This window comes from Gammaproteobacteria bacterium, from assembly GCA_041395725.1.
Taxonomy (GTDB): domain Bacteria; phylum Pseudomonadota; class Gammaproteobacteria; order Pseudomonadales; family Pseudohongiellaceae; genus NORP240.
The window spans coordinates 4,434,071-4,458,333 of the sequence record JAWKZW010000001.1; the positions used below are offsets into that span (position 1 = coordinate 4,434,071).

Here is a 24,263-nt window from a genome sequence, read left to right on the forward strand (position 1 = left end):
GGGAAATGCCCGCGGGGAGCTATTGTATCGCTAAAGCAGTGAGCCTGCCGCTATTACCGTAGGCGAAAAGAGTATTTGATCTTGCCACCAGCCGGGCTCGAACCCCTTCGCCGTCCACCTCCGTACGTCCGACAATACGCCCGTCAATCTGTGACAGCAGATGGACATAACCTTCGAAATCGGCTACCGCGATGTAGTTGTTAACCACCGTGGGCGCTGTCACTTCACGCAGATCCAGTTCCTCATTCCGCCAGGCCTCGTCGTCGGTATTACTGCGAATCGCCACCAGGTGGCTGCGGTCATCGCAGAGATAGAGATTACCGAATCCCTGGGCCAGACCATGATAACTTGAGGCTTCCATACCCCACACAATACGCCCGGTCTGCGCGTCAAAACCCATCACGTTGCCCTGATAACTGGTGGCCAGTACGACGTTATTGTCTACCAGCAGGTCACCGTCCACGTCGATAACGCGATCGATATCATAGCGCCCCTGGGGAACCGCAACCCGCTCTTCCCAACGCCAGATTCCGTCAGCGGCATTCACCGCCACCAGGGTGCCGTTACTGAATCCGGCCACCACTGCACCGGCCACGAAAACCGGCGTACTGGTACCGCGCAAGGTAAGGACTGGCAGATTCGCCTCGTAGATCCAGCGCCGCTCGCCGGATTCCGCATCCAGGGCTATCAGCTTGTCATCGACGGTCTGCAACACCACAACATCGCCGTTGCTCCTGGGGGGAGACAGCACTTCGCTGGTGACTGGCGCCCGCCAGCGCTCGCTGCCATCGGCCTGATCAAAGACGATAACCTCGGCATCTTCGGTGCCCAGCATGACCAGACCATTATCGGCGCCTACTCCACCGGTGATAGTTTCGCGGGTCCGCACACGCCAGAGAAGCTCGCCGTCGGCGATATTGATGGCCATAACCTCACCGTCTTCACTGGCAACGAAAATTCTGTCGCCATCCACGGCCGGTACCAGCTTGTTGTACAGCCCTCCCTGCCCATTGCCAACCTTGACTGACCAGACCCGCCTCAGTTCCACTTCCTCTGCAATTTCCTGCAGTTCAGCGGGCTGCTCACCCTCATCCCCCGGGAACCAGTTCATGGGATTAAGGTTACTGCAGCCATTCAGTGACAGCGCCAGCACTGCCAGGGCCATCAGCTTTGTTTTCGTACTATGCATCACTACTCCGTGCATGCAACGTGAGTCGATCCGGGCCGCCGACCGGTAAAGTGACCGGCTATGTTTCGTCGCTCAGTTCATCGAGCTTCATCTGCAGAAAATTATTCGCCCCGGCGGCAGACTCCAGAGCCGTCGTGTAGGCGTCCCGCGCGTCCACCGGGCGCCCCTGGGCCAGATAGATATCGCCGCGCAGTTCCGCGAAATCGGCTTCAAAAGTACCCGGATCAACGGAATCCACCAGTGCCAGAGCTCGATCGGCATCACCCTGCGCCAGCAGAACGCGTCCGAGTCGCAGGGTGGCCGTCAGGATCAGGCCCTCGTCAGTATTACCAAGAAACCCACCCTCGGCGTTTTCCAGTAACCAGCCCAGGTGCCGCTCGGCCACATCGAGCTGATTGCTGTTGACTGCCTGTTGTGCGGCAAACAAAGCACCATAAAGGGCGTAGGATGAATCGCCGTACTCAGTCTGCAGCGCCTCGGCTACCGACAGGATGCGGGCGCGATCAGCCTCGTTGACCTGCCCATCCGCACTGGCAGAAGCCAGGGAAAGAATCTCTTCGTACAGGTCCGAAGCTGCCGACACGGTGGTTTCCCGGGAATTCTGCCAGAACGTCCATCCGCCCCACAGCAGCGCACCCGCAGCCACTACAGAAATGACCAGCGTGCCATTGTCCTCCCACCACTTCTTGAGGGCTTCTATCGTTTCTTCTTCAGCTGCGTGTAACGCCACGAAAAACTCCTGAATCTGCGTTTGAAAGAGGCAGATTATCTATAAATAGTCCATTCAAAGTGTTAAACATTCCTGCAGTCGCCCGGGAAGATCTTCCAGCATGACGACTTCAGAATCCGGGGAATCATCAAGCGGCCTGAGTTTTACGCCCCTTACCGGCCCTGTCTCCCCCCTTTCCTGCTCCAGTACTATAGCGATGCGCGCACCGCTATTGAAGGCTTTTTTAATCTGGCTGTTGTACTTGCCGCCCCCACAATTCAACTGCAGGCTCAATCCTGGGAGTTGGGCCCGCAAATTCTCGGCCAGCGACACAGCCTGCCTGACCAGCCCGTCTCCCACCACCGCCAGGTAGACATCCACCCCACGGCGGGTTTCCGGCGGCAGCACGGCGAGCTGCTCCAGCAGCAGAACCAGTCGTTCTTCCCCCATGGCAAATCCGACTGCCGGCGTGGCCCTGCCACCCAGCTGCTGCACCAGCGTGTCATAGCGTCCCCCGGCACAGACTGTACCCTGGGCACCCAGCGCGTCGGTAACCCACTCGAAAACGGCATTGTTGTAGTAGTCGAGTCCGCGGACAAGCCGGGGATTTTCCGTAAAAGGCACCTCCGCCGACTTCAGCATCGCCTTTAATGCCTGGTAGTGCTCGATGCTCTGTGCATTGAGAAACTCAGCCAGTACCGGTGCATTCTCAAGGATTACCTGGGTATCGGGACTCTTGCTGTCAAGAATCCGCAGCGGGTTGCTGTCCAGTCGTCTACGACTGTCTTCATCCAGGCCGTCACTGTGATCTCGCAGGTATTCAGCCAGGCTGGTGCCAAAATTTCTGCGATCCTCGGCACTCCCGATATTGTTGAGCTCAAGAGTCACTGACGAGGCTACACCCAGTTCTTTCCATAGCCTGGCGGAGAGCATGATCACCTCCGCATCAATATCCGGCCCAACCATACCGAAGGCCTCGACACCGAACTGATGAAACTGCCTGTAACGGCCTTTCTGTGGCCGCTCATGTCGGAACATAGGACCGTGATACCACAGACGCTGCTGCTGATTGTAGAGCAATCCGTGCTGCTCGGCGGCACGGACACAGCCAGCAGTACCTTCCGGGCGCAGGCTCAGATTATCGCCATTGCGGTCGTCGAAACTGTACATCTCCTTTTCGACGATATCAGTGACTTCCCCGATCGAACGTTTGAAAAGCTGCGTCTGCTCCAGAACCGGAAAACGGATTTCCTGATATCCGTAACGCCCCGCCACGTTCTGAAAACATCGTTCCAGATACTGCCATAGGGGCGTTTCACTGGGGAGAATGTCGTTCATTCCCCTGATAGCCTGGATTCTTGACATAAGTTCGGTCAGATAGAGAGAGACAATGCGGAAGTCGGACTAGCCGGTGGCTATTATGTCGTCGTTCTTGACGGGATGATCAGTTGACTTGTCTGCGATCCGTTGTCGGATCATGGCTTCGAGTTCGTCGACCAGGTTTTCGTTACTGATCTTGTGATCAGGAACGCCATTTACGTAGGCCAGGTTGGCGGGGCTGGCACCGGTCAACCCGATCTCCGCCACTTTTGCTTCGCCAGGGCCATTAACGATGCAGCCGATGACAGCGACGTCGATTGGTGTAGTGATGTCTTCCAACCGCTTCTCCAGCTCATTCACGACCCCGATAACATCAAAATTCTGTCGCGAGCAGCTGGGGCAGGCAACCAGATTCACGCCCTTGTGCCGAAGCCCGAGACTCTTCAGGATATCGAATCCAACCCGCACCTCTTCGACCGGATCCGCTGCCAGAGACACCCGGATCGTATCCCCGATACCATCCATCAGCAGGGAACCCAGCCCGATAGCTGATTTAACCGTGCCGGAACGTAACCCACCGGCTTCGGTAATGCCCAGATGAAAAGGTTGTTCTATTTGCCCGGCCAGGGCGCGGTATGCCTGCAGAGTCATAAAAATCTCTGATGATTTCAGGCTGATCTTAAAATCCTGGAAATTCAACCGATCCAGAATATCTATCTGCGTCAGAGCTGATTCCACCATTGCCTCGGCATTGGGTTCCTTGTACTTACGCAGCAGCGTCTTGCCCAGAGAGCCGGCATTCACGCCGATCCGCAGCGGGATGCCCTTGTCCTTGGCACTGTCGATTACCGCGCGGATACGCTGCTCGCTGCCGATATTACCGGGATTGATACGGAGGCAGTCTACTCCGTATTCCGCTACTTTCAGGGCGATTTTGTAATCAAAGTGAATATCGGCAACCAGCGGAATAGACACCTTGCTGCGGATCTCCCGAAATGCCTCGGCCGCCTCCATGGAAGGAACTGAAACCCGGACAATATCCACGCCGGCCGTTACCAGCCGGTCAATCTGCGCCACGGTGGCTGCCACGTCCCGGGTCTCTGTGTTGGTCATGCTCTGCACGGAGACAGGCGCATCACCCCCGACCGGGACATTGCCCACCATGATCTGGCGGGTTTTACGTCGTTTTATAAGAGAATTGGCTTTCATAGGTGCAGATTATAAGCCGACCAGCTGCCGAGCGGTATTGCCTGAGGGGACTTTCTCGTCAGCCGGCGCTTCCTGCCCGTTCAATGCAGTGAGCAACCGGTTGTCGAACGGGGATTGTAAGGGCGCCATTTTGTCATTACCACGTCTCGCCATGACGCGTTCCGTTTTTATCTGACTCTCCTGATCACCGGCGTCGGGACTCAGGGTCACTTCATCCTGCGGCGCAAGAAAGGCATTGTAAGCCCAGAACACCAGGAAACCGCACAGGAACGCCAGTACCGCCACCGCCAGCCAGGAAAACAGCTTGGTCCTCCCGTTATTTCGGTCGGCTTCCAACTCGTCTTCCCTGATCCGCCGTTTCTGCTCCCCTACTTTGAGATCAAATAGAGCCGTCAACTGATCTTTGTCCAAACCCAGTAACAACGCATAGTTCTTTATGTAGCCCCGGGCGAACACAGTACCCGGCAGTTTCTCGTAGCAATCTGTCTCGATTGCGCGCACATAGTGCATGGTGATGTGCAGACGGTCGGCCACCTGTTTTTCCGTAAACCCCTGCCTTTCCCGCTCGACCTTCAGTAAATCACCGACGGATTCCTGAGCGCTTTCCTGCACTTCCTGCTTGATGTCGCTGTCTTCGGTGTCAATTGCCATGCAAAAAATTCTGATAGAGTTGGTATTCAGGAGAATCCTGGTAAAGAGCGGTCAACAGCCTGGCGTATCCGTCGACGGCCTCGCTGTTCTGAAAATGACTTTCCACCTGGATTCCGATCCATAAACTTCTGGCCGTATGGGGAATGCTATAGAAATCCTTTACGGTCAAATACTGATTGAAGAGGCTCCTGGCCGACAGATAATCCCCTGCGTTAAACCGGAGCTGGGCCAGTTCGAGGGTCGACACGTAGAGGTTACTGTTGAGTTGCAAGGCACGCTCGAAGGCCCTTTCAGCCTCTTGTGTTGCCCCCATCCGCAAGGCACTGCGGCCCAGGTTTTCAAACGCGATAGGCCTGCCCTCGTAATTCGTGTCACTGGCCACAATTTCCAGCTGCTCGTAAGCCTCTGCATAGCGCTGCCGGCCAAACAGAAAGGCGGCGTAGTTATTGCGTGCCTGCGAATTGGTTTCGTCCAGGCGAATAGCGCGCTGAAATACTTCGTCGGCGAGTTCCAGATCCCCTTCTCGCTGGTGGACCAACGCCAGAATGTTGTAGACCTCGGAACTGCGGTTATTGATTTCTAACGCGTTGTTGATATGCCGCCGCGCGCCGGCCATATCGTTGGCATCATAATAGGCGACCGCCAGCCGGATATAATCCTGCAGCGCCTCCTCGTCCGAGGTATCGGTGTTGAAACCACCGGTGGTTGTTGTGACACAACCGGCCAATGCCAGCGTGAAGACACAAATCGCCATCTTGATGCTGATGGGGCAAATGTTCCCGGTGCCCAATAATGAACTGCTTGATCTGTGCATAATGTTATCTGTCAGCGGAAATTGTGTTACTACCTGACTGTTTCGGCAGATCTGATCGGATTCGCACCATCAGATTCGACAACAGGATGGGCTCCTGAGTTCCTGGCCTGGTGCCTGAGACTGCGACGGGTCTGATCCGCCACTTCCCCCACCAGTTGTCCGCAGGCTGCACCGATGTCATCTGCCCGCGTGGTGCGGATAGTGACTGTATAGCCTGCTTCCTGCAGTATCTGGCGAAAATTGCCGACCACATTGGCACTCGGTTTTCTGTAGTCCGACAGGGAAAACGGATTGAATGGGATCAGATTGATCTTACAGGGAAAATCCTTGAGCAGGGCGGCCAGTTCCCGGGCGTGGGCACGGTGATCGTTGACTCCCGCAATCAGCGTGTACTCGATTACCGGGACCCTGCGGTCCGGCAGACTGTCCATGTAATTCCGGGAAGCCTGCAGCAGTTGCTGGATCGGATACCGCCGGTTAATCGGCATAATCTCGCTGCGCAGCTCATCATTCGGTGCGTGCAGGGAAATAGCCAGCGAGGCATCGGTAATACCCTGCATTTTTTCAATAGCCGGTACAACACCAGAGGTGCTGATGGTCACCCGTCTTTTGGATAGACCATAGGCCTGATCTTCCATCATGAGACTGACAGCGTCCATGACGTGATCAAAATTCAGCAGTGGTTCGCCCATCCCCATCATCACGACGTTGCTGACCGGCCTGAAGGTCGGATCGTCGAAGCCACCAAGTTTGTTGTTCGCCCACCACAGCTGGCCGACAATCTCGGCCACTGTCAGGTTACTGTTAAACCCCTGCTTTCCTGTTGCGCAGAAGCTGCAGTCCAGCGAGCAACCGGCCTGGGAGGACACGCACAAGGTTCCCCGGTTCGCTTCGGGAATGTAGACGCATTCCACGCGACTGCCGCTGGCCACTTCGATTATCCATTTGAGACAACCATCAATCGAGTGGTACTCGTTGGCGATAACGGGCGGCCTGATTTCCGCGATCCCGGCCAGCCGGACGCGCAAGGCTTTGCTGATATCCGTCATCTGCTCAAACTCGGTAACACCCCGCTGGTGTATCCAGCGCAGCATCTGGGTGGCCCGAAAAGATTTTTCCCCCAGATTGACGAAAAAAGCCTGCATACACGGCAGGCTTAGTCCGAGCAGATTGATTTTCTCTGAATCGCTCATGGCATGACCCGAATCAGGCGGCGGATTTTTTAGTCACCGCGCGCAGATTTCTTCGGCTTTGAAAAAATAGGCAACCTCTCGTTCCGCTGACTTCGGAGAGTCTGACCCATGTACCGCATTGGCATCGATCGATTTGGCAAAGTCGGCCCGAATAGAGCCGGGTTTCGCTTCCGCCGGATTGGTGGCCCCCATAAGTTCCCTGTTCAGGGCCACGGCATTCTCACCCTCGAGAACCTGCACCATGACCGGACCCGATGTCATGAACTCTATCAGGTCACCGTAAAATGGCCGCTCCTTGTGTTCCGCATAGAAACCACCCGCTGACTCGTCGTCCAGCTGCAGCATCTTGGCGGCCACAATGTTCAACCCTGCCTTTTCAAAACGGCTGTAAATCTCGCCGATCACGTTTTTAGCCACCGCATCCGGTTTGATAATGGATAAGGTACGTTCAATCGCCATGCCTGTTCCTCAAAATTAAATCCAACAGATTGCAAAGAGGCCGCATTATACGGCCTCAGCGGGATGTTTTATATGCTTTTTTAGGCTTTGAGTGCGGGTTGAACCGGCATAAGAAGGCGCCAGCCACGCAGGCAGGTCAATCTGCCGCCTCCTCGATCCAGGCCGCCTGAATAGCCTCCAGAACCTTCTCCCCGCCACGATTGGGATCGTCATCGAACCCCTCCAGGGCGCAGATCCAATTATGTAAATCGACAAAATTTACATACCTGGGGTCGGTATCCGGATGATTGTCCGTCAGTTCAATGGCAAGGTCGTTGATATCGGTCCACTTCATGGCTGCGCCCTCCGGTTTCCGCGCGGGTATCAATGCGCTTCGGACACCATATTGATTGTGTATTTGGGGATTTCGATTACCAGGTCGTCGTCATCCACTCGCGCCTGGCAGCTGAGGCGGGACTCGGGCTCCAGCCCCCAGGCTTTGTCCAGGTAATCCTCCTCGTTCTCTGAAGCGTCCTCCAGGGAGTCAAACCCTGTTTTAACGATCACGTGACAAGTGGTGCAGGCACAGGATTTTTCGCAGGCATGCTCGATGGCAATACCATTACGCAGAGCTGCATCGAGGATAGTCTCCCCGCTGTCCGCCTCCACTGTTGCCCCATCGGGACAAATGACTTCGTGTGGCAAAAAAGTAATCTTGGGCATAGTTGTAAACCTGCTTCGCTAACAATTCCGGTGCTGTTGTCAGTGCTGTCTGTCAGTCTCGAACCACCGAAGTGATGGCCTCTCCGCGCAGGGCCCGGCCGATCTGCTGGTCCATCCGTTTGGCCGCAAAACTGGCGCTGGCGGCATTCAATTTTTCTGTACGCTCATGAATAGTGCTGCTGTCTTCGCCTTCCAGCGCCGATTCAAGTGCGCGAGTGGCTTCGGCGATGTGCTCGGCCTCGGCCGGATCCAGCAGGGAGCCGTCGGCCTGCAATGCGCCGGCCAGGGCGTCGAGAATCTGCTCGGCCTCGACACGGGCCTCCTGCAGCGCCCGCGCCTGCCTGTCTACCCGGGCGTGCTCCTGGGAAGAGCGCAGCATTTTCTCGATCTCATCCCCGCTCAGGCCGTAACTGGGTTTTACCTGAACTTCGGCCGACCTGCCGCTGGCGGTTTCAGTGGCGCTGACGCTCAACAGGCCGTCCGCATCAACCTGAAACGTCACCCGGACCTTGGCTGCACCTGCGGCCATGGGCGGGATACCGCGCAGCTCGAAGCGCGCCAGAGACCGGCAATCACGCACCATCTCGCGCTCTCCCTGCACCACATGAATAAGCATGGCAGTCTGCCCGTCTTTGAAAGTAGTGAACTCCTGCGCCTTGGCAACAGGTATGGTAGTGTTTCTGGGAATGATTTTCTCGACCAGGTCTCCCACTGTCTCGATACCCAATGACAGCGGATTAACATCCAGCAACAGAAACGTGTCACTGGATTTATTACCCACCAGCACATCAGCCTGAATGCCGGCACCGATGGCCACCACCTTGTCGGGGTCGATATGGGACAGGGGCTGACGCTGGAAAAACTCACTGACCCGTTGCCGTATCACCGGCATGCGGGTAGCGCCACCCACCAGAACCACGTTGTCTATCTCGGTGACTTTCATGCCTGCGTCGCGCAATACCCGTCGACAGGCGTTGAGAGTCTTGTCCACCAGCGCACTGGAAAGTGCCGCGAACTCGCTGGCGCCCAACTCACCGGACCAATCACCGAAATTTACCGTAACCCTGTCGTTATCGGTCAATCCGTGCTTCGCCTGTCGAGCTGCCTGTAACAGCGCGCCCTGCTGCGAGGCACCCAGATCCGACCCGTTACCGGCCTGTTCCAGAATCCAGTTTGCCACCAGGTGGTCAAAATCGTCGCCACCCAGGTTAGTGTCTCCACCCGTGGACAGAACCTGAAAGACGCCCTTTTGCAGACTCAGGACCGAGACGTCAAACGTTCCCCCGCCCAGGTCGAAAACCACCACGTTGCCTTCGTCGCCCGAATCGAGGCCATACGCCACGGCTGCCGCGGTTGGCTCATTCAGCAGTCGCAGTACATTGAGGCCGACCAGCCGGGCAGCGTCGCGCGTCTGCTGACGCTGGGCATCGTTAAAGTAGGCTGGTACCGTGATGACAGCCCCATCCAGGCTGCCACTGAGAAATTTCTCTGCCCGCGACTTAAGAACCCCCAATATCTCAGCGGAGACCTCGATCGGGTTGCGGGGGCCGGCAGCCGTTTCGATCACCGGCATGCTGGTGGCATCCTCGGCAACGAATTTATACGCCAGAAAGGGGTTCGCGGTACGGATCTCTTTCAGCCCCTTGCCCAGAAATCGCTTGACGGATATAACGGTATTCAGTGGGTCAGTAACAGCTTCCTGCAGAGCTTCATAGCCCACGTGTACACCCTGGTTGTCAGCCAGATAGCGCACAGCGGAAGGCAACAGATGGCGGCCCTGGGGATCCGGCAACGTTTCGACTTTCTCGCCACAGGGTGCCGCCACCAGTGAATTGGTCGTACCCAGGTCAATTCCAACCGCCCGTTTGCGTGGAGCAATGGCCGGTTTACCACCCGGTTCTGCAATCTGAAGTAGCGCCATGATTTCGTGTTCTACCTGCTTTAGGTTGTGGTGCACTATTGCGCGTCAGTAACCCAGCAGATCCTCCTCCAGTGAATCAATTTCCATCGCCAGCTTGGCAAAGTACTGCATTTCATAATAGCGTTTTTTCGCCTGGCTTAACTGCCCCGACTCCAGCGCGGTGGCGAACTTCTGCTGGCTTGTTTCGCGCCTCTCGCTGATTCCGCTACGAAGCTGCTCCAGTTGCCCCAGCGCCGCTTCATCCCGGGGCAGCTCTTCCAGCTGCTCGCGCAGTTCGATCTGCTCCATCAGTAAAGCAGGGCTTAGATCAGCCTGGTCAACCTGCTCGACATCGATACCTGCCAGCGACAACAGGTAGGCTGCACGCTTCTGCGGTGACTTCAAGGTGCTGTAGGCCTCGTTAAGCAGGCTGGTTGCCTTGATGGCCTGCAGCTTGTCCTGCTCGGAGCCGCCGGCGAAACGATCCGGGTGCACCTGGGCCTGGAGCTGCCGATAGCCGGCATCCAGTTCGGCGAGGTCAACCTGATAGGAAGCGGGGAGGGAAAAGATTTCAAAAAAATTATTGGCTTTGAACAACACTGGCTCTGCACTTGAAGCTGCTTTATTGCCCCACCGGGGCCCTGAATGCGCTGGCATTTAATACCGCTATTACCGCAAAGAGTACAGTCCGCGCGACGCCCTGCACCCGAAGCCAGCCCCCTCCCCCTGGTTGAGGATCGCTGCAGGGTGCAACCCTCGCAACGGAGGAGAGCCCAGCTTACACGCTGAAACTCTCTCCGCAACCGCATTCCCCTCTGGAGTTGGGATTTTTGAATTCAAAACCTTCATTGACGCCCTGCTTCACGTAGTCCATCTCCGTGCCATCAATGTAGGCCAGGCTCTTCGGGTCCACGATAACTTTAACGCCGTGATCCTCAAACACCCGATCACCGACATCCAGTTTATCAACGAATTCAAGAACATACGCCATACCTGAACAGCCGGTGGTTTTAACTCCCACCCGGATTCCAATACCATGGCCGCGGTGGGCCAGCTGATCGGCGACATGCTCTGCAGCAGTTTGTGTGAGTGAAATAGACATGATCAGTTACACAATTCTTCAATCAAAATAGAAAGTTTCCACTGCCGAGGGAATTACCCCTCTCCACGCTTGCTCTTTACATCGGCGATAGCAGCCTTGATGGCATCCTCGGCGAGTACCGAGCAGTGAATCTTGACCGGAGGCAGGCCCAGCTCCTCAGCAATATCCTTGTTCCTGATCTCCGTGGCCTCGCTGAGCGAACGCCCCTTCACCCATTCGGTCAACAACGAACTGGAAGCAATGGCGGAACCACAACCGTAAGTCTTGAACTTGGCGTCTTCGATAACGCCTTGGTCGTTGACCTTGATCTGTAGACGCATCACGTCGCCACAGGCAGGCGCTCCCACCATGCCGGTACCCACGTTTACATCTTTCTCGTCCATTTTGCCGACATTGCGCGGATTTTCGTAATGGTCGATAACCTTGTCTGAATAAGCCATGATTAAAACTCCAGTATTAGTGGGCTGCCCACTGAACCTTGCTCAGATCCACCCCGTCCTTGTACATATCCCAGAGGGGTGAAAGCTCGCGCAGTTTAGCGACGGCGTCGTGAATTTTCTCCAATGCGTAATCTATATCCTCTTCGGTAGTAAACCTGCCGAGACTTATTCGCAGTGAACTGTGGGCCAGTTCGTCGTTCAGCCCCAGTGCTCTCAATACGTAAGAGGGTTCGAGACTTGCTGAGGTGCAGGCCGATCCGGAGGAAACCGCCAGATCACGCAGTGCCATCATCAATGATTCACCCTCAACAAAGTTGAAGCTGATGTTCAGGTTACCGGCTACCCGGTGTTCCAGGTCGCCGTTTACATACACTTCCTCGATATCCTCTAGGCCGTTCAGCAGCCGATCCCGTAAAGCCTGGGTGCGGGCGTTTTCTTCATGCATCTCCGCCTTGGCGATACGGTAGGCCTCGCCCATTCCCACGATCTGATGAGTAGGCAGCGTACCGGAGCGCATGCCCCGCTCATGGCCACCACCATGCATCTGTGGCTCGATTCTGATCCGCGGCTTGCGTCGGACGAACAGCGCGCCGATTCCCTTGGGGCCATAAACCTTGTGGGCAGTAAGAGACATCAGATCAACCGGCATTTTCTCCAGGTCAATATCGATTTTGCCTGTGCTCTGAGCCGCGTCGGCGTGAAAAACCACGCCCTTTTCGCGGGTAACCCTGCCGATTGCCTCGATATCGTTAATGACACCGATTTCATTGTTCACATGCATCAGTGATACCAGGATGGTATCCGGTCGAATTGCCGCTTCCACCTGCTCTGGCGTAATAATCCCGCTGGCGCCCGGCTCCAGATAAGTCACTTCATAGCCTTCTCTCTCCAGCTGCCGGCAACTGTCAAGCACCGCCTTGTGTTCGATCTTGGAGGTGATGATGTGCTTGCCTTTCTTGGCATAGAAATGGGCAGCGCCCTTGATGGCCAGGTTATCCGCTTCGGTGGCACCGGAAGTCCAGACAATCTCACGCGGGTCACAGTTGATCAGGTCAGCAACATGCCGACGCGCGGTCTCCACCGCCTCTTCAGCCTTCCAGCCGAAGACGTGCGAACGTGACGCGGGATTGCCAAAATTGCCCTCGAGGGACAGGCACTCCACCATTTTCTCCACGACACGAGGATCGACTGGTGAGGTTGAGGAATAATCCAGATAAATAGGCACTTGCATTTCAAACTCCAAAAAAAGCCGTTCCGGTTACAGGGTTCCCGCCGTAGCGGTGACTGAATCCAAGACGTCTGCCGCGATCAGTTCCTTCTTGCGGTCCTGATTCTTTGCAATGCGTCTTATTTCGTTTTTTTCAACCAGGTCGGCCAGGCTTATGTTACTCAGAAATTCGTGAATCTGCTGGCTTAGATCTTTCCACAGGTAGTGGGTCAGACAGATCTCTCCGCCCTGACAGTCTCCGGCACCCTGGCATCGAGTGGTATCCAGAGACTCATTGACGGCATCAATGATCTGGGCAATATAGATGGCATCGGCACTCTCCCTGAGCTCGTAGCCACCCCCGGGCCCTCGAACACTGCTCACCAGGTCATTCTTGCGCAGCTTTGAGAACAACTGCTCCAGATAGGACAAGGAAATCTCCTGGCGTTGAGAAATATCAGCCAGGCTGATGGGGCCCTCATCTTCGTGAATTGCCAGATCCAGCATTGCTGTGACCGCGTAGCGGCCCTTGGTTGTTAGGCGCATGAGACCAACCTGTTACTTACTCGACTAAAACTGTCGGGTATTATTTAATACCTAAGTAAATTAGTCAAGTATTGGTCGGTGCTCTTTCGCCTCCCTCTTGTTGCTGCCCGATCGCTCTTATTTAACAGCGCCCTGTCCTGCCCGGGAAGCTGGCGCGATGGAGCGCTCGTGGATCAGTGTGGACGGCGCTTTACCGATGTCGGCACCGATTCGGATGCCCCGCGAGCGGGCCAGCAGGGCGATTATCGCCAGGTGATGTATGGTGTGGGATACCAGGCCCATGAGCTCTCGATCCAGTGTGCTGGCTACGGTAACTGCGGCATGATCCTGATGCACCGACTCAACAATCTGTAATTCCTGCTCCGGCTCAGGTTCCAGCGCGGCAAGCCTGGCACAAATTTCCTGCAGTGCCTGCTCTGCGCTGGCGCTACTGGTTTCCAGGTCCTGATTTCTGGCTCGAATATCATAATTCACCGTGCCACAGCTCACCCCTTCCAGGACGCACTGGATACGCTCAATGATATGGCGGGTGTGGATGCCGATAGAGGATGTGTCAGTGCTTGAATAACGGTACACCGCCGCAGGCAGGCCATTTATCACTTCGAGGCACTGTTCAATACTCTGGAGGCAGGCGTTCAGCAAGGCGGCTCCTGCCCTTGTTGACTCTGTTTCAGGTTCTGGGTGCTGACCGGGATTCATCAGACGTTGCTGTCTTATTCTCAGTGCGGAGTTTTTATTATCTGTATCATCTGCAATGGTTCGGACCCGATCCGCGCTGGCCATCGGGACCGCGACTATAGCACAGGGCTGTCGAATGCTACTATAGACCCTCCCGGAGGGCCATTTGTTGCGCCCTATCCATTTTCCCAGGCCTCATCAGCCCAGCCCGGAACCGCAATTCATGAAGGTCGACCTGCATACTCACAGCCATTTTTCAGACGGCGCGCACGCTCCTGAGTTCGTGCTCACACGGGCCGCAGAGAATGGCGTGTCCCACCTGGCATTGACCGATCACGATTGTCTCGACGGCTATCTGCAGGCATCCCGCAATTTACAGGACTATTCTCTGGAACTGGTCCCAGGTGTAGAAGTTTCAACCGTCTGGGCGAACCTGGAAATCCATGTAATCGGGTTGTGCTTCGACCCCCGGAACCCGGCACTGAACCGGTTACTCGAGGAGCAGCAGGAAAAGCGCCGTGAGCGCCTGGTTGCTATGGATCAAAAACTGCAAAAAGCAGGCATCAGCGGACTTGATAATTTCATGCAGGACCTGCCCTGCGTGTCGCCGAGTCGGGCCCATGTCGCGCGATTCCTGGCAACCCGCAGCAGGAACGCGAGCGCCAAAAAAGCGTTTCGCTCCCTGGCCAAAAACGGTCGCTTCTATGTCCGGCCCAACTGGTGCGCCTTGAGCGAAGCCATAGAGTCTATTCGGGCCGCTGGCGGCATAGCTGTGCTGGCACACCCACATCGCTACCCGCTCAATCGCAAGTCGCTGAAAAAGTTACTGGGTGATTTTCATGAAGCCGGAGGAGAGGCAATGGAAGTCTGCTGCTCCAATATGAGCCGCGAAAACCTGGAAAATCTGACTACGCTGAGCCTGGAGTATTCGCTATGGGTGTCGGCAGGTTCGGATTTTCACAGCAGCGAAGCCACCTGGATGGACATAGGCAGACTGACCGGGTTTCCTGACTCGGCAAAAAAAAATGCCATCTGGACACATCCCAGATGGCATTTTCAAAAGCCACTCAAATCAGTCTGAAAGAAGGAAGCGCGATCCTTTAACTCCGCTTGACCCGGGCAACCAGGTCCCGGAACACGTCAAGCAGTGTTTCGTGCTTGTAGTCGGTGAATTCGCCAGCGTCCATAAACATGCCATGCTCTTCACAGGCTTCGTACTCAAGATGCTTCTGCTTCTTGTCGTTGATTTTGGTCATAGCCTTGCCACAACGGGGGCATTCAATATCCCTTACTTTATTGTAAGACTTGCCCTGCTCCGGATCGCCGCTGTCGATAAAATCAGCCATCCAGTCTTTCTTCAGCTTCTCGGCTTCACCGTTGTCAAACCACAGCCCCTTGCAGCCTTCACATTGATCAATTTCGACCGGACCGTGTAAGGTGTCAATTTTCACCTCTTTCATATTCGAGTTACATTTCGGGCAATCCATCTTTTTCTCCTAACTTCCGCCGTGAGGCATTCTTTTTATTCAACACTCTGCAAACAGCAACCTGCCGGCATTTTATCGGATAAGCAAGCCTTAAACAAAGTTTCAGCGGCAATTTTCCTGCTCAGCACTGAATTTATTCAGTCGCCATTCACCTGCCGCCTCCTAAAGTGGCACTCGGAGACAAAACAGGGCAGCCACAGTCTGCAAACCGGGAGGAAACACCATGTCACGCCTACTTACAGCACCCAGCCTGGCGGCTGCAAGCCTGACCCTACTGATACTGGCGCCCCTGTCCGGGGTCGCGGCCTCCGGCTCCCAGAACGTAAGCAGTGCCTGTGCCACCCTCGAATTCATGGCCAAGATGCTGACGATCAACACATTGCTGCCGGCGCACCGAGACAGCTATGGCGATCTGCAGGACATGAACAGACAATTGCAGGAGCTCAACGAACTGGTCTGTCAGCGGGTGATCCTTACCCGCGATACCCGGGGCGATTCCAGGTACAGCAACGGATCCCGGGTCTCTAGCGACCTCTACTATGACCCGTGGTACTTCCCCAATGGCCAGCTATTCCTGTCCCGACCGGGAGAAGACGTCACCCTCTACTACCCCAATGGTCAGCCATTGGCGTATCACTGGATGCACGGCGGACAGGCGTTGTTCTGGCCCAACGGTCGGCTGGCCACTAATGCCTTCCGCACCTTCGATGTCACCTGGTACTACCCTGACGGCAACATCATTACCTATGAATCCGGCTATCAGGGCGGCCGCTGGTTTTATCCGATACCCCGCCTGGACGGCAGGCCAGGTCAACAGCTGATCGCCAGCGATTGGGGGATAGAAGACAGGGATTTCAACTACCTGAACTTTGAGCCGGATGGTTATCTGACGATCACCCGGGAACGGATCCGGCGCAAACTGGTGCTCGACGACCTCGATCTGCTGGATGTTCCGGGCGTGTTATTACTGGTGACCCGGCTGTACGGCGTACAGGACAAGGCCAGTCTGTTCATGCCCCCGGATGCCAGTATTAAGGGGGCACCGTTCTAGGGACGCTCTGAGACAGTGCCGCCCGTTACCGCGGCAACTGTTCAGAAACCCTGAAGCAGTTATCCCATGGGTCAAAAGTCATAACTCACTGCCCGCTGCTGAAGAGTTTCGGCATCGAATTCCCCGGCCGCACAGGCAGACAGAGATTCCCGCCGCAGGACATGAATGCGGTCGGTGGCAAGGGTCTCGCCGGCTTCAGTGCCCAGCCCGAGCAGTAGCACCGACACGAATTCGCCTTCTGGCAGACTCTTCAGAGTGACGCCGTAATCACACAGTAGACGAAAAAGATCTGCTTCCAGATCTGCTACATCCTGCGTCCAGCGCTGGCGGTATTCTTCTCTGGCCTGTTCGTAGCGGGCGCTGAGCTCTGTCGCCTGCTGCCTGGCCTGAGTAGTAAGTGCCTCAAGCCTTTCCTGCAACTGTCGAAGACGCTGTTCCGCTTCAACGCTGCCGCTGTCAGAAGCCGCGCCGGCTTCCCTGCTCTGATCCGTTTCCAGCTCGCCCACCTGGCGCAGCGTATCCGCCAAATCCCGCCGCAACCCGGAAAGGGTTTCCTCAGTATTTACCAGCGTGTCGGGGTCCATGGCATCTATATCCCGCAGCATTCTGGCTCCCCGGTAGGCTTCCCGTATGGCGCTTTCAATGATTCCCTGATAGTCGATCGCGCGTATCTCGTCCATGCTGCGCTGGCGGGCATCCGCCGCCAATTCCGCGGCCTGAGACAGCACCGATGTCTCTGCCGGGGATGACAGCGCCAGCTGCCGGGACAGTTGCGCAAACGGATTTTCTATTCCGGAGGCGCTGCGCAAAGACGAGGCCAGCGCGCTGAGGCTCAAACGGTTACGCTGATTTGCCAGCGGCGACCGGATCTCCACCACCACGCCCTGCTGTCGCAGATAGACGGCATCGATTCGACCGCTGCCGATGCCGAGAAACCCGGAACTGTTTCCCAGCTCCAGCCCCTCTTGCAAGACGCCGGCCAGGGTATCAATTTCACTGCGCAGCTCGGCCAATTCTGCTTCCTGAGCAACCACCATTGGCTGCAGGTGCAATAAACCGAGAAAACACATTACTGTTGCAGATTTTTTACGCATGGAGGCCCTCCCGTTAGCGACTCCCGTCCTGGTACTGAGCGGCACTTGCCAGCTGCTGTATAGTCCTGAGTGTTTCGAAATCACTGTCCAGCAATTGCTGGTAACTCACTTGAACCGTTTCCATATCGAGCTGTCGCTGCTGATCAAAATAAGTGTAAATCTGATCGAAGTTTTCAGCACTGATTTCCCGCGCCTGCTCGAGGACCGTACGCATCAGACGCAGGTTGTTACTGTCCTGGCGCTCATCGAGGCGGGTCATGTACAGCTGCATCGATGCATCCTGGCGCTGCTGTTGCTGCTCTGCAAACTGCAGCAGCTGCTGGTCCAGCTGCACCTGACTGAGCCCCGGGGCCACCGCGCCGAACTCAATCCTGAAACCGCCTTCATTCATTACCACGGAGCCATTGAAAAGCAGCAATACCAGCATGGCAAAGCTGGCCGCCGTGGGCAGCCATTGCGTAAGCCAGGCGCCGCTGTTAATTCTTCCAGCACTCTCCGGCCGGTGCTCAGCCAGGTACAGGGGTGCCCCCCTGTCCCAGTGGGGTACGCGCTGTTCCTGCCAGTGATCCAGCGTGCTAAGCGCCTCTTGCAGTCTCCCCAGCTCTTCACTGCATTGCTGACAGCCGTCCAGGTGCCGCTCCAGCTCTTCCCGTGCCAATGACGGCTGACTCTCATCAAAATACTCAGTTAGCAGATACCGGGTGTTAGGACATGACATGGGATTCCTCCAGGATTGATCTGAGTTTGCGGAGTGCCGTGTAAAAGCGCGTTTTGGCTGTGTTTTCTGAAATTTCCTGTAACCGGGAAATTTCCTCGAAGGTAAGCGACTGATAAATTTTCATTTCAACTACCAGGCGCTGCTCCAGCGAAAGAGACTGCAGCAATCGCGCTATTTGTTCATTGCGCCGTTCATTGGCCAAGCACCGATCCGGCTCCGTCGTCTCATCGGCACTGAGTTGCGGTAAACCGCCCGGGGTGCTGTCGTCGTGGCTGAATCCCTGACCCCGCAGCAGGGCATTACGCCGGTTCATATCGACCGCCTTGTTGTGTGCAATGCGAAAAATCCAGCTACTGAATCTCGCGTCACCACGGAACCGATCCAGATTTCTGTACACACCAAGAAACACTTCCTGCATAAGATCCATGGCGTCCGTTGCGTTGCCGGTAAGACGCAGTCCGTAGTTGTAGATTTTTCGTTCGTAGCGTCTCACCAGCTTATCCCAGGCAGGGAGGGACCCGGCTAATGCTGCGGCCACAAGCGCTTCGTCATCTTGAAAACTGGTCATTACAGTCCACTCAGGGGGCTCCGGGCGCAAGCAGGGAAGCGGGACCTTCACTGTGTTCCCTGACTCTCAGCGTACCAGCGGCGCGGATCACTGCTTTGGATATAGAGTCGTAAAGATTCGAGAAATAGTTTGCCTCGGGTTTCAGGCTGTGCCTTACCCTGACAACTGCCGCTTCAGGAAGCGGGACGGGTCGCATGTAACTCCGGACGAAGCAGCTTCCCCCAGCGACGATTAAAGGGATGTGCCATTGGCGTTGGACCCTGTGCATTTACCAGGGGAAGACCCTGATTAGCCCATTCAAACAGTGAATGTCGTAAGTTTACTATCCGCGTATAACCAAGCTCACGCAGGGCATCGGCCACAGCCGCGGATCGGTAGCCAACTGAGCAGTACAGAATCAATTCAGCCTCGAGATCGGGAAAGCGCGCTGCAATCTGTTCAGCAGACTCAAGATGAAAAGCATTGACAAGATGGCTGACCTGGAATTCCTCGTCCGCCCGGACATCGATAATCGGCGGGAGATTCCCGCCCTGCTGATGACGTCGATACAACTCTGCGACTGTCAGCGATTCGACGGCAGGAAATCGACTGGCAATCAATCGATCCACGGCCTCCCAGTCGACCCCGAACAGGCTGCCAAAAAGGGAAGTCAGAGATGCCAGCACAAGGAGCTCTTTCATAACCAGTATAACCAGACCGGTGGCCAACCTGCCCGCCTTGTGAGCTGGAGGCTGCCATCGGCCTGGTTAATTCTCTGAATCCGTAAGTTCAGGCCGCCGCCTGTTTATTCTGACTGGCCAGCAACTCACTGGCTGCGCTCATCAGGGCGTTAAGCGAGGAAGCGATAATGTCCTTACTGATAGCAACACCGGTATAGCGCCTGCCTTCACACTTCAACTGGATATAAGTGACTGCTTCAGCGGCAGCGCCCTGCCCGAGCGCATGCTCCCCATAATCCAGCACTTCAAAATCGAGGTTTATGGAGGACTTCAAGGCCTCTATAAAGGCATCGAGAACTCCATCGCCTTCACCACTGATGGCAATCTCCCTGCCATAGTAATCGATCGTCGCATTGAAAGTTTCCCTTCCTTCGCTCTTCTCGATACTGAAATTTTCCAGGCTCAATACCTTGGAGTTTTCCAGATAATGGGTGTTGAAAAGTCTCCAGATCTGGTCCGGCGCTATTTCCTGCCCGGTATCCTCCGCCTCTTTCTGCACTACCCGACTGAACTCGATCTGCAGCCAGCGTGGCAATTCGAAGCCAAACTTATTGGCCAGCACGTAGGCCACTCCCCCCTTGCCGGACTGACTGTTCACCCGGATAACATCCTGGTAGGTCCTGCCGAGATCCCGGGGGTCAATGGGGAGATAGGCGATTTCCCAGGTCTCACCCTCGCGGTAAATATCCAGGCACTTTTTGATGGCGTCCTGATGGCTGCCGGAAAAAGCAGTAAACACCAGGTCGCCGGAATACGGCTGACGAGGATGGACATCTATCTGGGTACACTCCCGGACAATGGATACAATCCGGTCCATATCATGCAGATCCAGAGCGGGATCAATACCCTGACTGTAAAGATTCATGGCCATGACCACGATATCCATGTTTCCGGTGCGTTCACCATTACCAAGCAGAGTACCCTCTACGCGCTGCGCACCCGCCATGACCGCCAACTCTGCAGCGGCCACCGCACAACCCCGATCATTATGGGTGTGCAGACTGATAATAACCGCCTCCCGATTACTTACCTGGCGCCCGAACCATTCAACCTGATCGGCATAGACATTGGGCGTCGCCATCTCGACCGTGGCCGGCAGGTTAATGATAGCCGGCCGCTCCGGCACCGGTTGCCACACGGCAAGCACCGCATTACAGACTTCAACCACATAATCCATTTCAGTGCCGGTAAAGCTTTCCGGTGAATACTGGAATACCCATTCAGTCTCGGGCGCCTGTTCTGCGCAGCGCTTGACCACGGCAGCGCCATTGACAGCAATATCTATGATCCCGGCCCGGTCGGTCTTGAACACTTTCTCGCGCTGCACTGTGGAGGTCGAATTGTAGACATGCAATATCGCCCGCCGTGCTCCTTTTAAAGACTCGAAGGTCCTCTTGATCAGCTCTTCCCGGGCCTGAGTCAGCACCTGGATGGTGACATCATCAGGAATCAGGTTTTCTTCGATGAGGCTGCGAACGAAATCAAAATCCGGCTGTGAAGCGGCGGGAAATCCCACTTCGATCTCCTTGAAACCCACCTCGACCAGCAACGCAAACAACTTCTTCTTCTGCGCCACCGACATCGGCTCGATAAGAGCCTGATTGCCGTCACGTAAATCCACGCTACACCAGGTGGGTGCCTGCTGAATCACCTGGTCCGGCCAGGTCCGGTCCGGCAGGTTGACCGGTTCGAAAGGCTTGTACTTTGTATGATCAAACATTGCTCTGTTCCTGTGTACCTGAATCAGTCAGGGAACCTTTGATTAAGTGATGTGTATCCTAACCAAAAAGGAATAGCATTTCTACGCATATTTTCTATATATTCGGTGTTTATGCGCATTTATTATCTATATTTATCAATATTATTAGTGTTATTCTCCCCTAACTCAGACTCTTTGCCGGCCGGCCGCCGGTTCACCCATCCCCAGACTACAGGAGTGCCTTGCCGTGAAACTGGACAAAATCGATTTGAAATTACTGCGGGAAATGCAGCGCGATGGCAGGATCACCAACCTCGAGCTGGCCGACAAAGTGGGGCTGTCGCCTTCCCCATGCGCCAGACGGGTCAGGCAGCTTGAAGAAAGCGGTATCATCGATCGCACAGTGACCCTGCTGAACCCCTCGCGGCTGGGCCTGAAGCTCATCGCCCTGATTCAGATCGCCATGGATCGTCACACGCCGGACCGGTTCGAGGAGTTTGAACGCCAGGTGGCCGGCTACCCGGAGGTCGTGGAGTGCTCGCTGATTACCGGCCAGTCGGCAGACTATCTGTTAAAGGTCATCGTGCCTGACATGGAGTATTACCAGGAATTCCTGCTCAACAAAATAACCCGGATCAAGGGTGTTTCTGATGTGCATTCCAGCTTCATCATGCGCCAGGTCATTCAATCCACGGAATTACCCCTGGACCACCTGACGCCTTAAGGGGCCTCTTGCTACTGGAAGAAGTGCTTGACCTTGTCCTTGTAAGAGCGGCTCATCTTCAGCGAGGACCCGCAACTCAGAATCAGGTGGTATTCGCCATTGATATGTGAAGACACTTTTTCGACCCGCTGCAGATTGACGATAGTCGAACGATGTACGCGTTGAAAAACAGCCGGGTCAAGCTTGGCCTCCAGCTCCTTCATCGTGGTGCGCATGATATGAGTTTGGCCCTGCACATGAATACACATGTAATCACCTGCCGCATCGATCCAATCGATATCCTTTACCGGCACGAAGGTCGTGGTGGAACCGTCCTTGATCGCCAGTCGATCCGGATGCGGCGAATCGGTCTCTTCGGACTCCAGCAACTCGCCGATTGCCGATTCTGATTTGCCGGTCATGCTGACCAGCATGTCCAGCAATCGCTGCTTCTCGTCCATTGCGCTGAGCTGAGTCTTGGCTTTCACCGCCCGATCCACTGCCTCCTTCAGGCGCTCCTCTTCGACCGGTTTCAGGAGATAGTCGACCGCATGGATCTTGAATGCATCCACTGCATACTCGTCATAGGCGGTAACGAAAACAATCAGCGGCATCAGGTCCACCTGAATTTCGCGCACCACATCGAAACCAGTCATGCCAGGCATCTGAATATCGAGAAAAACCAGATCCGGTTCATGCTCGACAATCGCTGCCAGCGCCTGCTGGCCGTTCTGACAGACACCGACCACCTCGACCTCTTCAATCGCCTCGAGGCGCATTTTTAGACCCTTGCAGGCCAATTCTTCATCATCAACAATCAATGCTTTCAACATACTAATTCCCAGCCACTTCGAAAGGTAAAACTACAGTTGCCTGGCACCCGGAGGGCTGCCGGTTGGAAAAAGAAAAGCTCTGCCTGTTGCCATACATTTCCTTCAACCTGTTTCGCACGTTCATCAGACCGACACCGGTAAACCTGGACAGGGAATCATCCAGCAGGGAATCCGGAATACCCGGCCCGTTGTCCGCCACAGTCAGCAGCAGCCGATCCCCGTCCACCTGGGCGGTTATGGTAATTCTACCGCCCTCTACCATCTTGGACAGCCCGTGCTTGATCGAGTTCTCTATCAGAGGTTGCAGCAACATACTTGGTACAAGTGCCCCCAGCGCCGCGTCTTCGACACTGATTTCAACCTGCATTCTCTCACCAAACCTGACCTTCTCTATATCGAGATAAAGTTTTGAAGTTTCAAGTTCGTGGGCAAAAGTAACCCGGTCGAGCGGAGCATGATCGAGGGAATAACGAAGAAACTTGCTTAACTTGGTCAGCATCTGGTTAGCCTGGTCGGTGGACTTATCCAGCACCAGAGTGGATATCGCATTCAGCGTGTTGAACAGAAAATGGGGATTCAGCTGGTAGCGAAGCATCCGTAACTGGGCTTCCTGGGCCAGGGCTTCCGAGCGCAGGCTTTTTTCTTTTTCCAACTGAAATAACTGATAGTATTTGATAAAAAAGTACAGGCCACTCCACATCAGCATGGTGGGATAAGCCGTAGAAAGCGAACCTCGAAACAGATCTTCCAGCCGGAAATCCTCGAACGGCAGGAACTCTCCAAATGACACGTAATCCATGTAATTGTTGATGGGCTGCCAGAGCAATGCGACTCCCAGAGAACCGAAAACCACGGTCGGGATACGGACAGCCATGGCGTTCTCCCACACGCTGCGGTATAACCCCCGCAGTACTGTGGTCAGCAGAATACCCACCAGGGCGGAGATAATATAGATGGTCACCCGGCCAAGCAGGTATTCGGCCGGTACGAAGGTAAGATCGCGTACCACCAGCAGCACCACCCAGGTAGCCCAGCCTCCCGCCTGAAACAACCAGAATTGCTTACCCCGACTCAGTGAAACCGCCTTTTCCTTCAACGGCACGGATTTCTCGTAAGGCTGGATAAGTGTCGTCATTGCTGTTCCAGTCAGTGGATACCAGCCCTGATTATGCCCCAATGGCCCCTGACTGGACACCCGGGACCGGCCCATCCGCTGGATAAAAAAGCCACGCTACCGGTCAGCAGCATGGCTTTATCTGGAGCGAAGCCGGG

General features: G+C 55.4%; 28 protein-coding genes. 3 read left to right on the forward strand and 25 right to left on the reverse strand.

The window, feature by feature from the left end:
* Positions 1–19 precede the first annotated feature (19 nt).
* From bamB to R3F50_19680, 17 genes are all read right to left on the reverse strand, one after another.
* Complete coding sequence (bamB, locus tag R3F50_19600) at positions 20–1,189, reverse strand: outer membrane protein assembly factor BamB (protein MEZ5492492.1); 1,170 nt, start codon at positions 1,187–1,189, stop codon at positions 20–22.
* Between the two features lie 58 nt (positions 1,190–1,247).
* Positions 1,248–1,919 carry a tetratricopeptide repeat protein gene (locus R3F50_19605; protein ID MEZ5492493.1) on the reverse strand — a complete coding sequence of 224 codons (672 nt, stop codon included), beginning with the start codon at positions 1,917–1,919 and terminating at the stop codon, positions 1,248–1,250.
* Between the two features lie 54 nt (positions 1,920–1,973).
* Complete coding sequence (gene hisS, locus R3F50_19610) at positions 1,974–3,263, reverse strand: histidine--tRNA ligase (GenBank protein MEZ5492494.1); 1,290 nt, start codon at positions 3,261–3,263, stop codon at positions 1,974–1,976.
* A 39-nt stretch (positions 3,264–3,302) separates the two neighbouring features.
* Complete coding sequence (gene ispG, locus R3F50_19615; protein MEZ5492495.1) at positions 3,303–4,427, reverse strand: flavodoxin-dependent (E)-4-hydroxy-3-methylbut-2-enyl-diphosphate synthase; 1,125 nt, start codon at positions 4,425–4,427, stop codon at positions 3,303–3,305.
* A 9-nt stretch (positions 4,428–4,436) separates the two neighbouring features.
* A complete protein-coding gene (locus R3F50_19620; GenBank protein ID MEZ5492496.1) occupies positions 4,437–5,078 on the reverse strand; it encodes a helix-turn-helix domain-containing protein in 642 nt (213 codons plus the stop codon).
* Complete coding sequence (pilW, locus tag R3F50_19625) at positions 5,068–5,892, reverse strand: type IV pilus biogenesis/stability protein PilW (GenBank protein MEZ5492497.1); 825 nt, start codon at positions 5,890–5,892, stop codon at positions 5,068–5,070. Before pilW ends, R3F50_19620 begins: the two co-directional genes overlap by 11 nt.
* 29 nt (positions 5,893–5,921) lie before the next feature.
* A complete protein-coding gene (gene rlmN, locus R3F50_19630) occupies positions 5,922–7,085 on the reverse strand; it encodes a 23S rRNA (adenine(2503)-C(2))-methyltransferase RlmN (GenBank protein ID MEZ5492498.1) in 1,164 nt (387 codons plus the stop codon).
* A gap of 33 nt (positions 7,086–7,118) precedes the next feature.
* Entirely contained in the window at positions 7,119–7,544 is a 426-nt protein-coding gene (gene ndk / locus R3F50_19635) for a nucleoside-diphosphate kinase (GenBank protein MEZ5492499.1), read from the reverse strand.
* A gap of 136 nt (positions 7,545–7,680) precedes the next feature.
* The gene (iscX, locus tag R3F50_19640; protein ID MEZ5492500.1) at positions 7,681–7,878 is read right to left on the reverse strand and encodes a Fe-S cluster assembly protein IscX; all 198 of its coding nucleotides are present in this window, start codon (positions 7,876–7,878) and stop codon (positions 7,681–7,683) included.
* Between the two features lie 29 nt (positions 7,879–7,907).
* A complete protein-coding gene (gene fdx / locus R3F50_19645) occupies positions 7,908–8,246 on the reverse strand; it encodes an ISC system 2Fe-2S type ferredoxin (protein ID MEZ5492501.1) in 339 nt (112 codons plus the stop codon).
* A 52-nt stretch (positions 8,247–8,298) separates the two neighbouring features.
* On the reverse strand, positions 8,299–10,167 hold the full coding sequence (hscA, locus tag R3F50_19650; GenBank protein ID MEZ5492502.1) for a Fe-S protein assembly chaperone HscA: 1,869 nt from the start codon (positions 10,165–10,167) through the stop codon (positions 8,299–8,301).
* A 45-nt stretch (positions 10,168–10,212) separates the two neighbouring features.
* A complete protein-coding gene (hscB, locus tag R3F50_19655) occupies positions 10,213–10,746 on the reverse strand; it encodes a Fe-S protein assembly co-chaperone HscB (GenBank protein MEZ5492503.1) in 534 nt (177 codons plus the stop codon).
* 178 nt (positions 10,747–10,924) lie between these two features.
* The gene (gene iscA / locus R3F50_19660; GenBank protein ID MEZ5492504.1) at positions 10,925–11,248 is read right to left on the reverse strand and encodes an iron-sulfur cluster assembly protein IscA; all 324 of its coding nucleotides are present in this window, start codon (positions 11,246–11,248) and stop codon (positions 10,925–10,927) included.
* Between the two features lie 53 nt (positions 11,249–11,301).
* Positions 11,302–11,688, reverse strand: coding sequence for a Fe-S cluster assembly scaffold IscU (iscU, locus tag R3F50_19665; GenBank protein MEZ5492505.1), 387 nt, complete (start codon positions 11,686–11,688; stop codon positions 11,302–11,304).
* 16 nt (positions 11,689–11,704) lie between these two features.
* The gene (locus tag R3F50_19670; protein MEZ5492506.1) at positions 11,705–12,919 is read right to left on the reverse strand and encodes an IscS subfamily cysteine desulfurase; all 1,215 of its coding nucleotides are present in this window, start codon (positions 12,917–12,919) and stop codon (positions 11,705–11,707) included.
* A 27-nt stretch (positions 12,920–12,946) separates the two neighbouring features.
* Entirely contained in the window at positions 12,947–13,441 is a 495-nt protein-coding gene (iscR, locus tag R3F50_19675; protein MEZ5492507.1) for a Fe-S cluster assembly transcriptional regulator IscR, read from the reverse strand.
* A 117-nt stretch (positions 13,442–13,558) separates the two neighbouring features.
* Complete coding sequence (locus R3F50_19680; protein ID MEZ5492508.1) at positions 13,559–14,083, reverse strand: hypothetical protein; 525 nt, start codon at positions 14,081–14,083, stop codon at positions 13,559–13,561.
* Positions 14,084–14,342: 259 nt separating this feature from the next.
* On the opposite strand from R3F50_19680, the gene R3F50_19685 reads away from it, so the two are divergent.
* Positions 14,343–15,200 carry a PHP domain-containing protein gene (locus tag R3F50_19685; GenBank protein MEZ5492509.1) on the forward strand — a complete coding sequence of 286 codons (858 nt, stop codon included), beginning with the start codon at positions 14,343–14,345 and terminating at the stop codon, positions 15,198–15,200.
* Between the two features lie 19 nt (positions 15,201–15,219).
* On the opposite strand, the gene R3F50_19690 is transcribed toward R3F50_19685, so the two are convergent.
* Complete coding sequence (locus tag R3F50_19690; GenBank protein MEZ5492510.1) at positions 15,220–15,606, reverse strand: zf-TFIIB domain-containing protein; 387 nt, start codon at positions 15,604–15,606, stop codon at positions 15,220–15,222.
* Positions 15,607–15,829: 223 nt separating this feature from the next.
* Here R3F50_19690 and R3F50_19695 point away from each other — a divergent pair, with 223 nt between their 5' ends.
* The gene (locus R3F50_19695; protein ID MEZ5492511.1) at positions 15,830–16,657 is read left to right on the forward strand and encodes a hypothetical protein; all 828 of its coding nucleotides are present in this window, start codon (positions 15,830–15,832) and stop codon (positions 16,655–16,657) included.
* A 71-nt stretch (positions 16,658–16,728) separates the two neighbouring features.
* Here R3F50_19695 and R3F50_19700 read toward each other — a convergent pair whose 3' ends face one another.
* From R3F50_19700 to leuA, 5 genes are all read right to left on the reverse strand, one after another.
* Positions 16,729–17,751 carry a hypothetical protein gene (locus tag R3F50_19700; GenBank protein ID MEZ5492512.1) on the reverse strand — a complete coding sequence of 341 codons (1,023 nt, stop codon included), beginning with the start codon at positions 17,749–17,751 and terminating at the stop codon, positions 16,729–16,731.
* Positions 17,752–17,764: 13 nt separating this feature from the next.
* Complete coding sequence (locus R3F50_19705; GenBank protein ID MEZ5492513.1) at positions 17,765–18,469, reverse strand: hypothetical protein; 705 nt, start codon at positions 18,467–18,469, stop codon at positions 17,765–17,767.
* Complete coding sequence (locus tag R3F50_19710; GenBank protein ID MEZ5492514.1) at positions 18,456–19,037, reverse strand: sigma-70 family RNA polymerase sigma factor; 582 nt, start codon at positions 19,035–19,037, stop codon at positions 18,456–18,458. Before R3F50_19710 ends, R3F50_19705 begins: the two co-directional genes overlap by 14 nt.
* Before the next feature lie 173 nt (positions 19,038–19,210).
* The gene (locus R3F50_19715; GenBank protein ID MEZ5492515.1) at positions 19,211–19,717 is read right to left on the reverse strand and encodes a rhodanese-like domain-containing protein; all 507 of its coding nucleotides are present in this window, start codon (positions 19,715–19,717) and stop codon (positions 19,211–19,213) included.
* 88 nt (positions 19,718–19,805) lie between these two features.
* Positions 19,806–21,476 carry a 2-isopropylmalate synthase gene (gene leuA, locus R3F50_19720; GenBank protein ID MEZ5492516.1) on the reverse strand — a complete coding sequence of 557 codons (1,671 nt, stop codon included), beginning with the start codon at positions 21,474–21,476 and terminating at the stop codon, positions 19,806–19,808.
* A gap of 226 nt (positions 21,477–21,702) precedes the next feature.
* Here leuA and R3F50_19725 point away from each other — a divergent pair, with 226 nt between their 5' ends.
* The gene (locus tag R3F50_19725; protein ID MEZ5492517.1) at positions 21,703–22,179 is read left to right on the forward strand and encodes an Lrp/AsnC family transcriptional regulator; all 477 of its coding nucleotides are present in this window, start codon (positions 21,703–21,705) and stop codon (positions 22,177–22,179) included.
* A gap of 11 nt (positions 22,180–22,190) precedes the next feature.
* On the opposite strand, the gene R3F50_19730 is transcribed toward R3F50_19725, so the two are convergent.
* Complete coding sequence (locus R3F50_19730) at positions 22,191–22,991, reverse strand: LytTR family DNA-binding domain-containing protein (protein ID MEZ5492518.1); 801 nt, start codon at positions 22,989–22,991, stop codon at positions 22,191–22,193.
* A 1-nt stretch (position 22,992) separates the two neighbouring features.
* Complete coding sequence (locus R3F50_19735; GenBank protein MEZ5492519.1) at positions 22,993–24,126, reverse strand: histidine kinase; 1,134 nt, start codon at positions 24,124–24,126, stop codon at positions 22,993–22,995.
* Positions 24,127–24,263 lie beyond the last annotated feature (137 nt).

Excerpts from the sequence above, each read along its gene's own strand:
- R3F50_19685 (MEZ5492509.1), top strand. The coding sequence starts at position 14,343 with ATGAAGGTCGACCTGCATACTCACAGCCATTTTTCAGACGGCGCGCAC.
- R3F50_19705 (MEZ5492513.1), bottom strand. The coding sequence starts at position 18,469 with ATGTCATGTCCTAACACCCGGTATCTGCTAACTGAGTATTTTGATGAG.
- iscA (MEZ5492504.1), bottom strand. The coding sequence starts at position 11,248 with ATGTCTATTTCACTCACACAAACTGCTGCAGAGCATGTCGCCGATCAG.
- leuA (MEZ5492516.1), bottom strand. The coding sequence starts at position 21,476 with ATGTTTGATCATACAAAGTACAAGCCTTTCGAACCGGTCAACCTGCCG.
- ispG (MEZ5492495.1), bottom strand. The coding sequence starts at position 4,427 with ATGAAAGCCAATTCTCTTATAAAACGACGTAAAACCCGCCAGATCATG.
- R3F50_19715 (MEZ5492515.1), bottom strand. The coding sequence starts at position 19,717 with ATGAAAGAGCTCCTTGTGCTGGCATCTCTGACTTCCCTTTTTGGCAGC.
- R3F50_19695 (MEZ5492511.1), top strand. The coding sequence starts at position 15,830 with ATGTCACGCCTACTTACAGCACCCAGCCTGGCGGCTGCAAGCCTGACC.
- hscA (MEZ5492502.1), bottom strand. The coding sequence starts at position 10,167 with ATGGCGCTACTTCAGATTGCAGAACCGGGTGGTAAACCGGCCATTGCT.
- R3F50_19730 (MEZ5492518.1), bottom strand. The coding sequence starts at position 22,991 with ATGTTGAAAGCATTGATTGTTGATGATGAAGAATTGGCCTGCAAGGGT.
- pilW (MEZ5492497.1), bottom strand. The coding sequence starts at position 5,892 with ATGCACAGATCAAGCAGTTCATTATTGGGCACCGGGAACATTTGCCCC.
- ndk (MEZ5492499.1), bottom strand. The coding sequence starts at position 7,544 with ATGGCGATTGAACGTACCTTATCCATTATCAAACCGGATGCGGTGGCT.
- R3F50_19620 (MEZ5492496.1), bottom strand. The coding sequence starts at position 5,078 with ATGGCAATTGACACCGAAGACAGCGACATCAAGCAGGAAGTGCAGGAA.
- R3F50_19710 (MEZ5492514.1), bottom strand. The coding sequence starts at position 19,037 with ATGACCAGTTTTCAAGATGACGAAGCGCTTGTGGCCGCAGCATTAGCC.
- R3F50_19690 (MEZ5492510.1), bottom strand. The coding sequence starts at position 15,606 with ATGGATTGCCCGAAATGTAACTCGAATATGAAAGAGGTGAAAATTGAC.
- fdx (MEZ5492501.1), bottom strand. The coding sequence starts at position 8,246 with ATGCCCAAGATTACTTTTTTGCCACACGAAGTCATTTGTCCCGATGGG.
- rlmN (MEZ5492498.1), bottom strand. The coding sequence starts at position 7,085 with ATGAGCGATTCAGAGAAAATCAATCTGCTCGGACTAAGCCTGCCGTGT.
- iscU (MEZ5492505.1), bottom strand. The coding sequence starts at position 11,688 with ATGGCTTATTCAGACAAGGTTATCGACCATTACGAAAATCCGCGCAAT.
- iscX (MEZ5492500.1), bottom strand. The coding sequence starts at position 7,878 with ATGAAGTGGACCGATATCAACGACCTTGCCATTGAACTGACGGACAAT.
- R3F50_19670 (MEZ5492506.1), bottom strand. The coding sequence starts at position 12,919 with ATGCAAGTGCCTATTTATCTGGATTATTCCTCAACCTCACCAGTCGAT.
- hisS (MEZ5492494.1), bottom strand. The coding sequence starts at position 3,263 with ATGTCAAGAATCCAGGCTATCAGGGGAATGAACGACATTCTCCCCAGT.
- bamB (MEZ5492492.1), bottom strand. The coding sequence starts at position 1,189 with ATGCATAGTACGAAAACAAAGCTGATGGCCCTGGCAGTGCTGGCGCTG.
- R3F50_19700 (MEZ5492512.1), bottom strand. The coding sequence starts at position 17,751 with ATGCGTAAAAAATCTGCAACAGTAATGTGTTTTCTCGGTTTATTGCAC.
- iscR (MEZ5492507.1), bottom strand. The coding sequence starts at position 13,441 with ATGCGCCTAACAACCAAGGGCCGCTACGCGGTCACAGCAATGCTGGAT.
- R3F50_19735 (MEZ5492519.1), bottom strand. The coding sequence starts at position 24,126 with ATGACGACACTTATCCAGCCTTACGAGAAATCCGTGCCGTTGAAGGAA.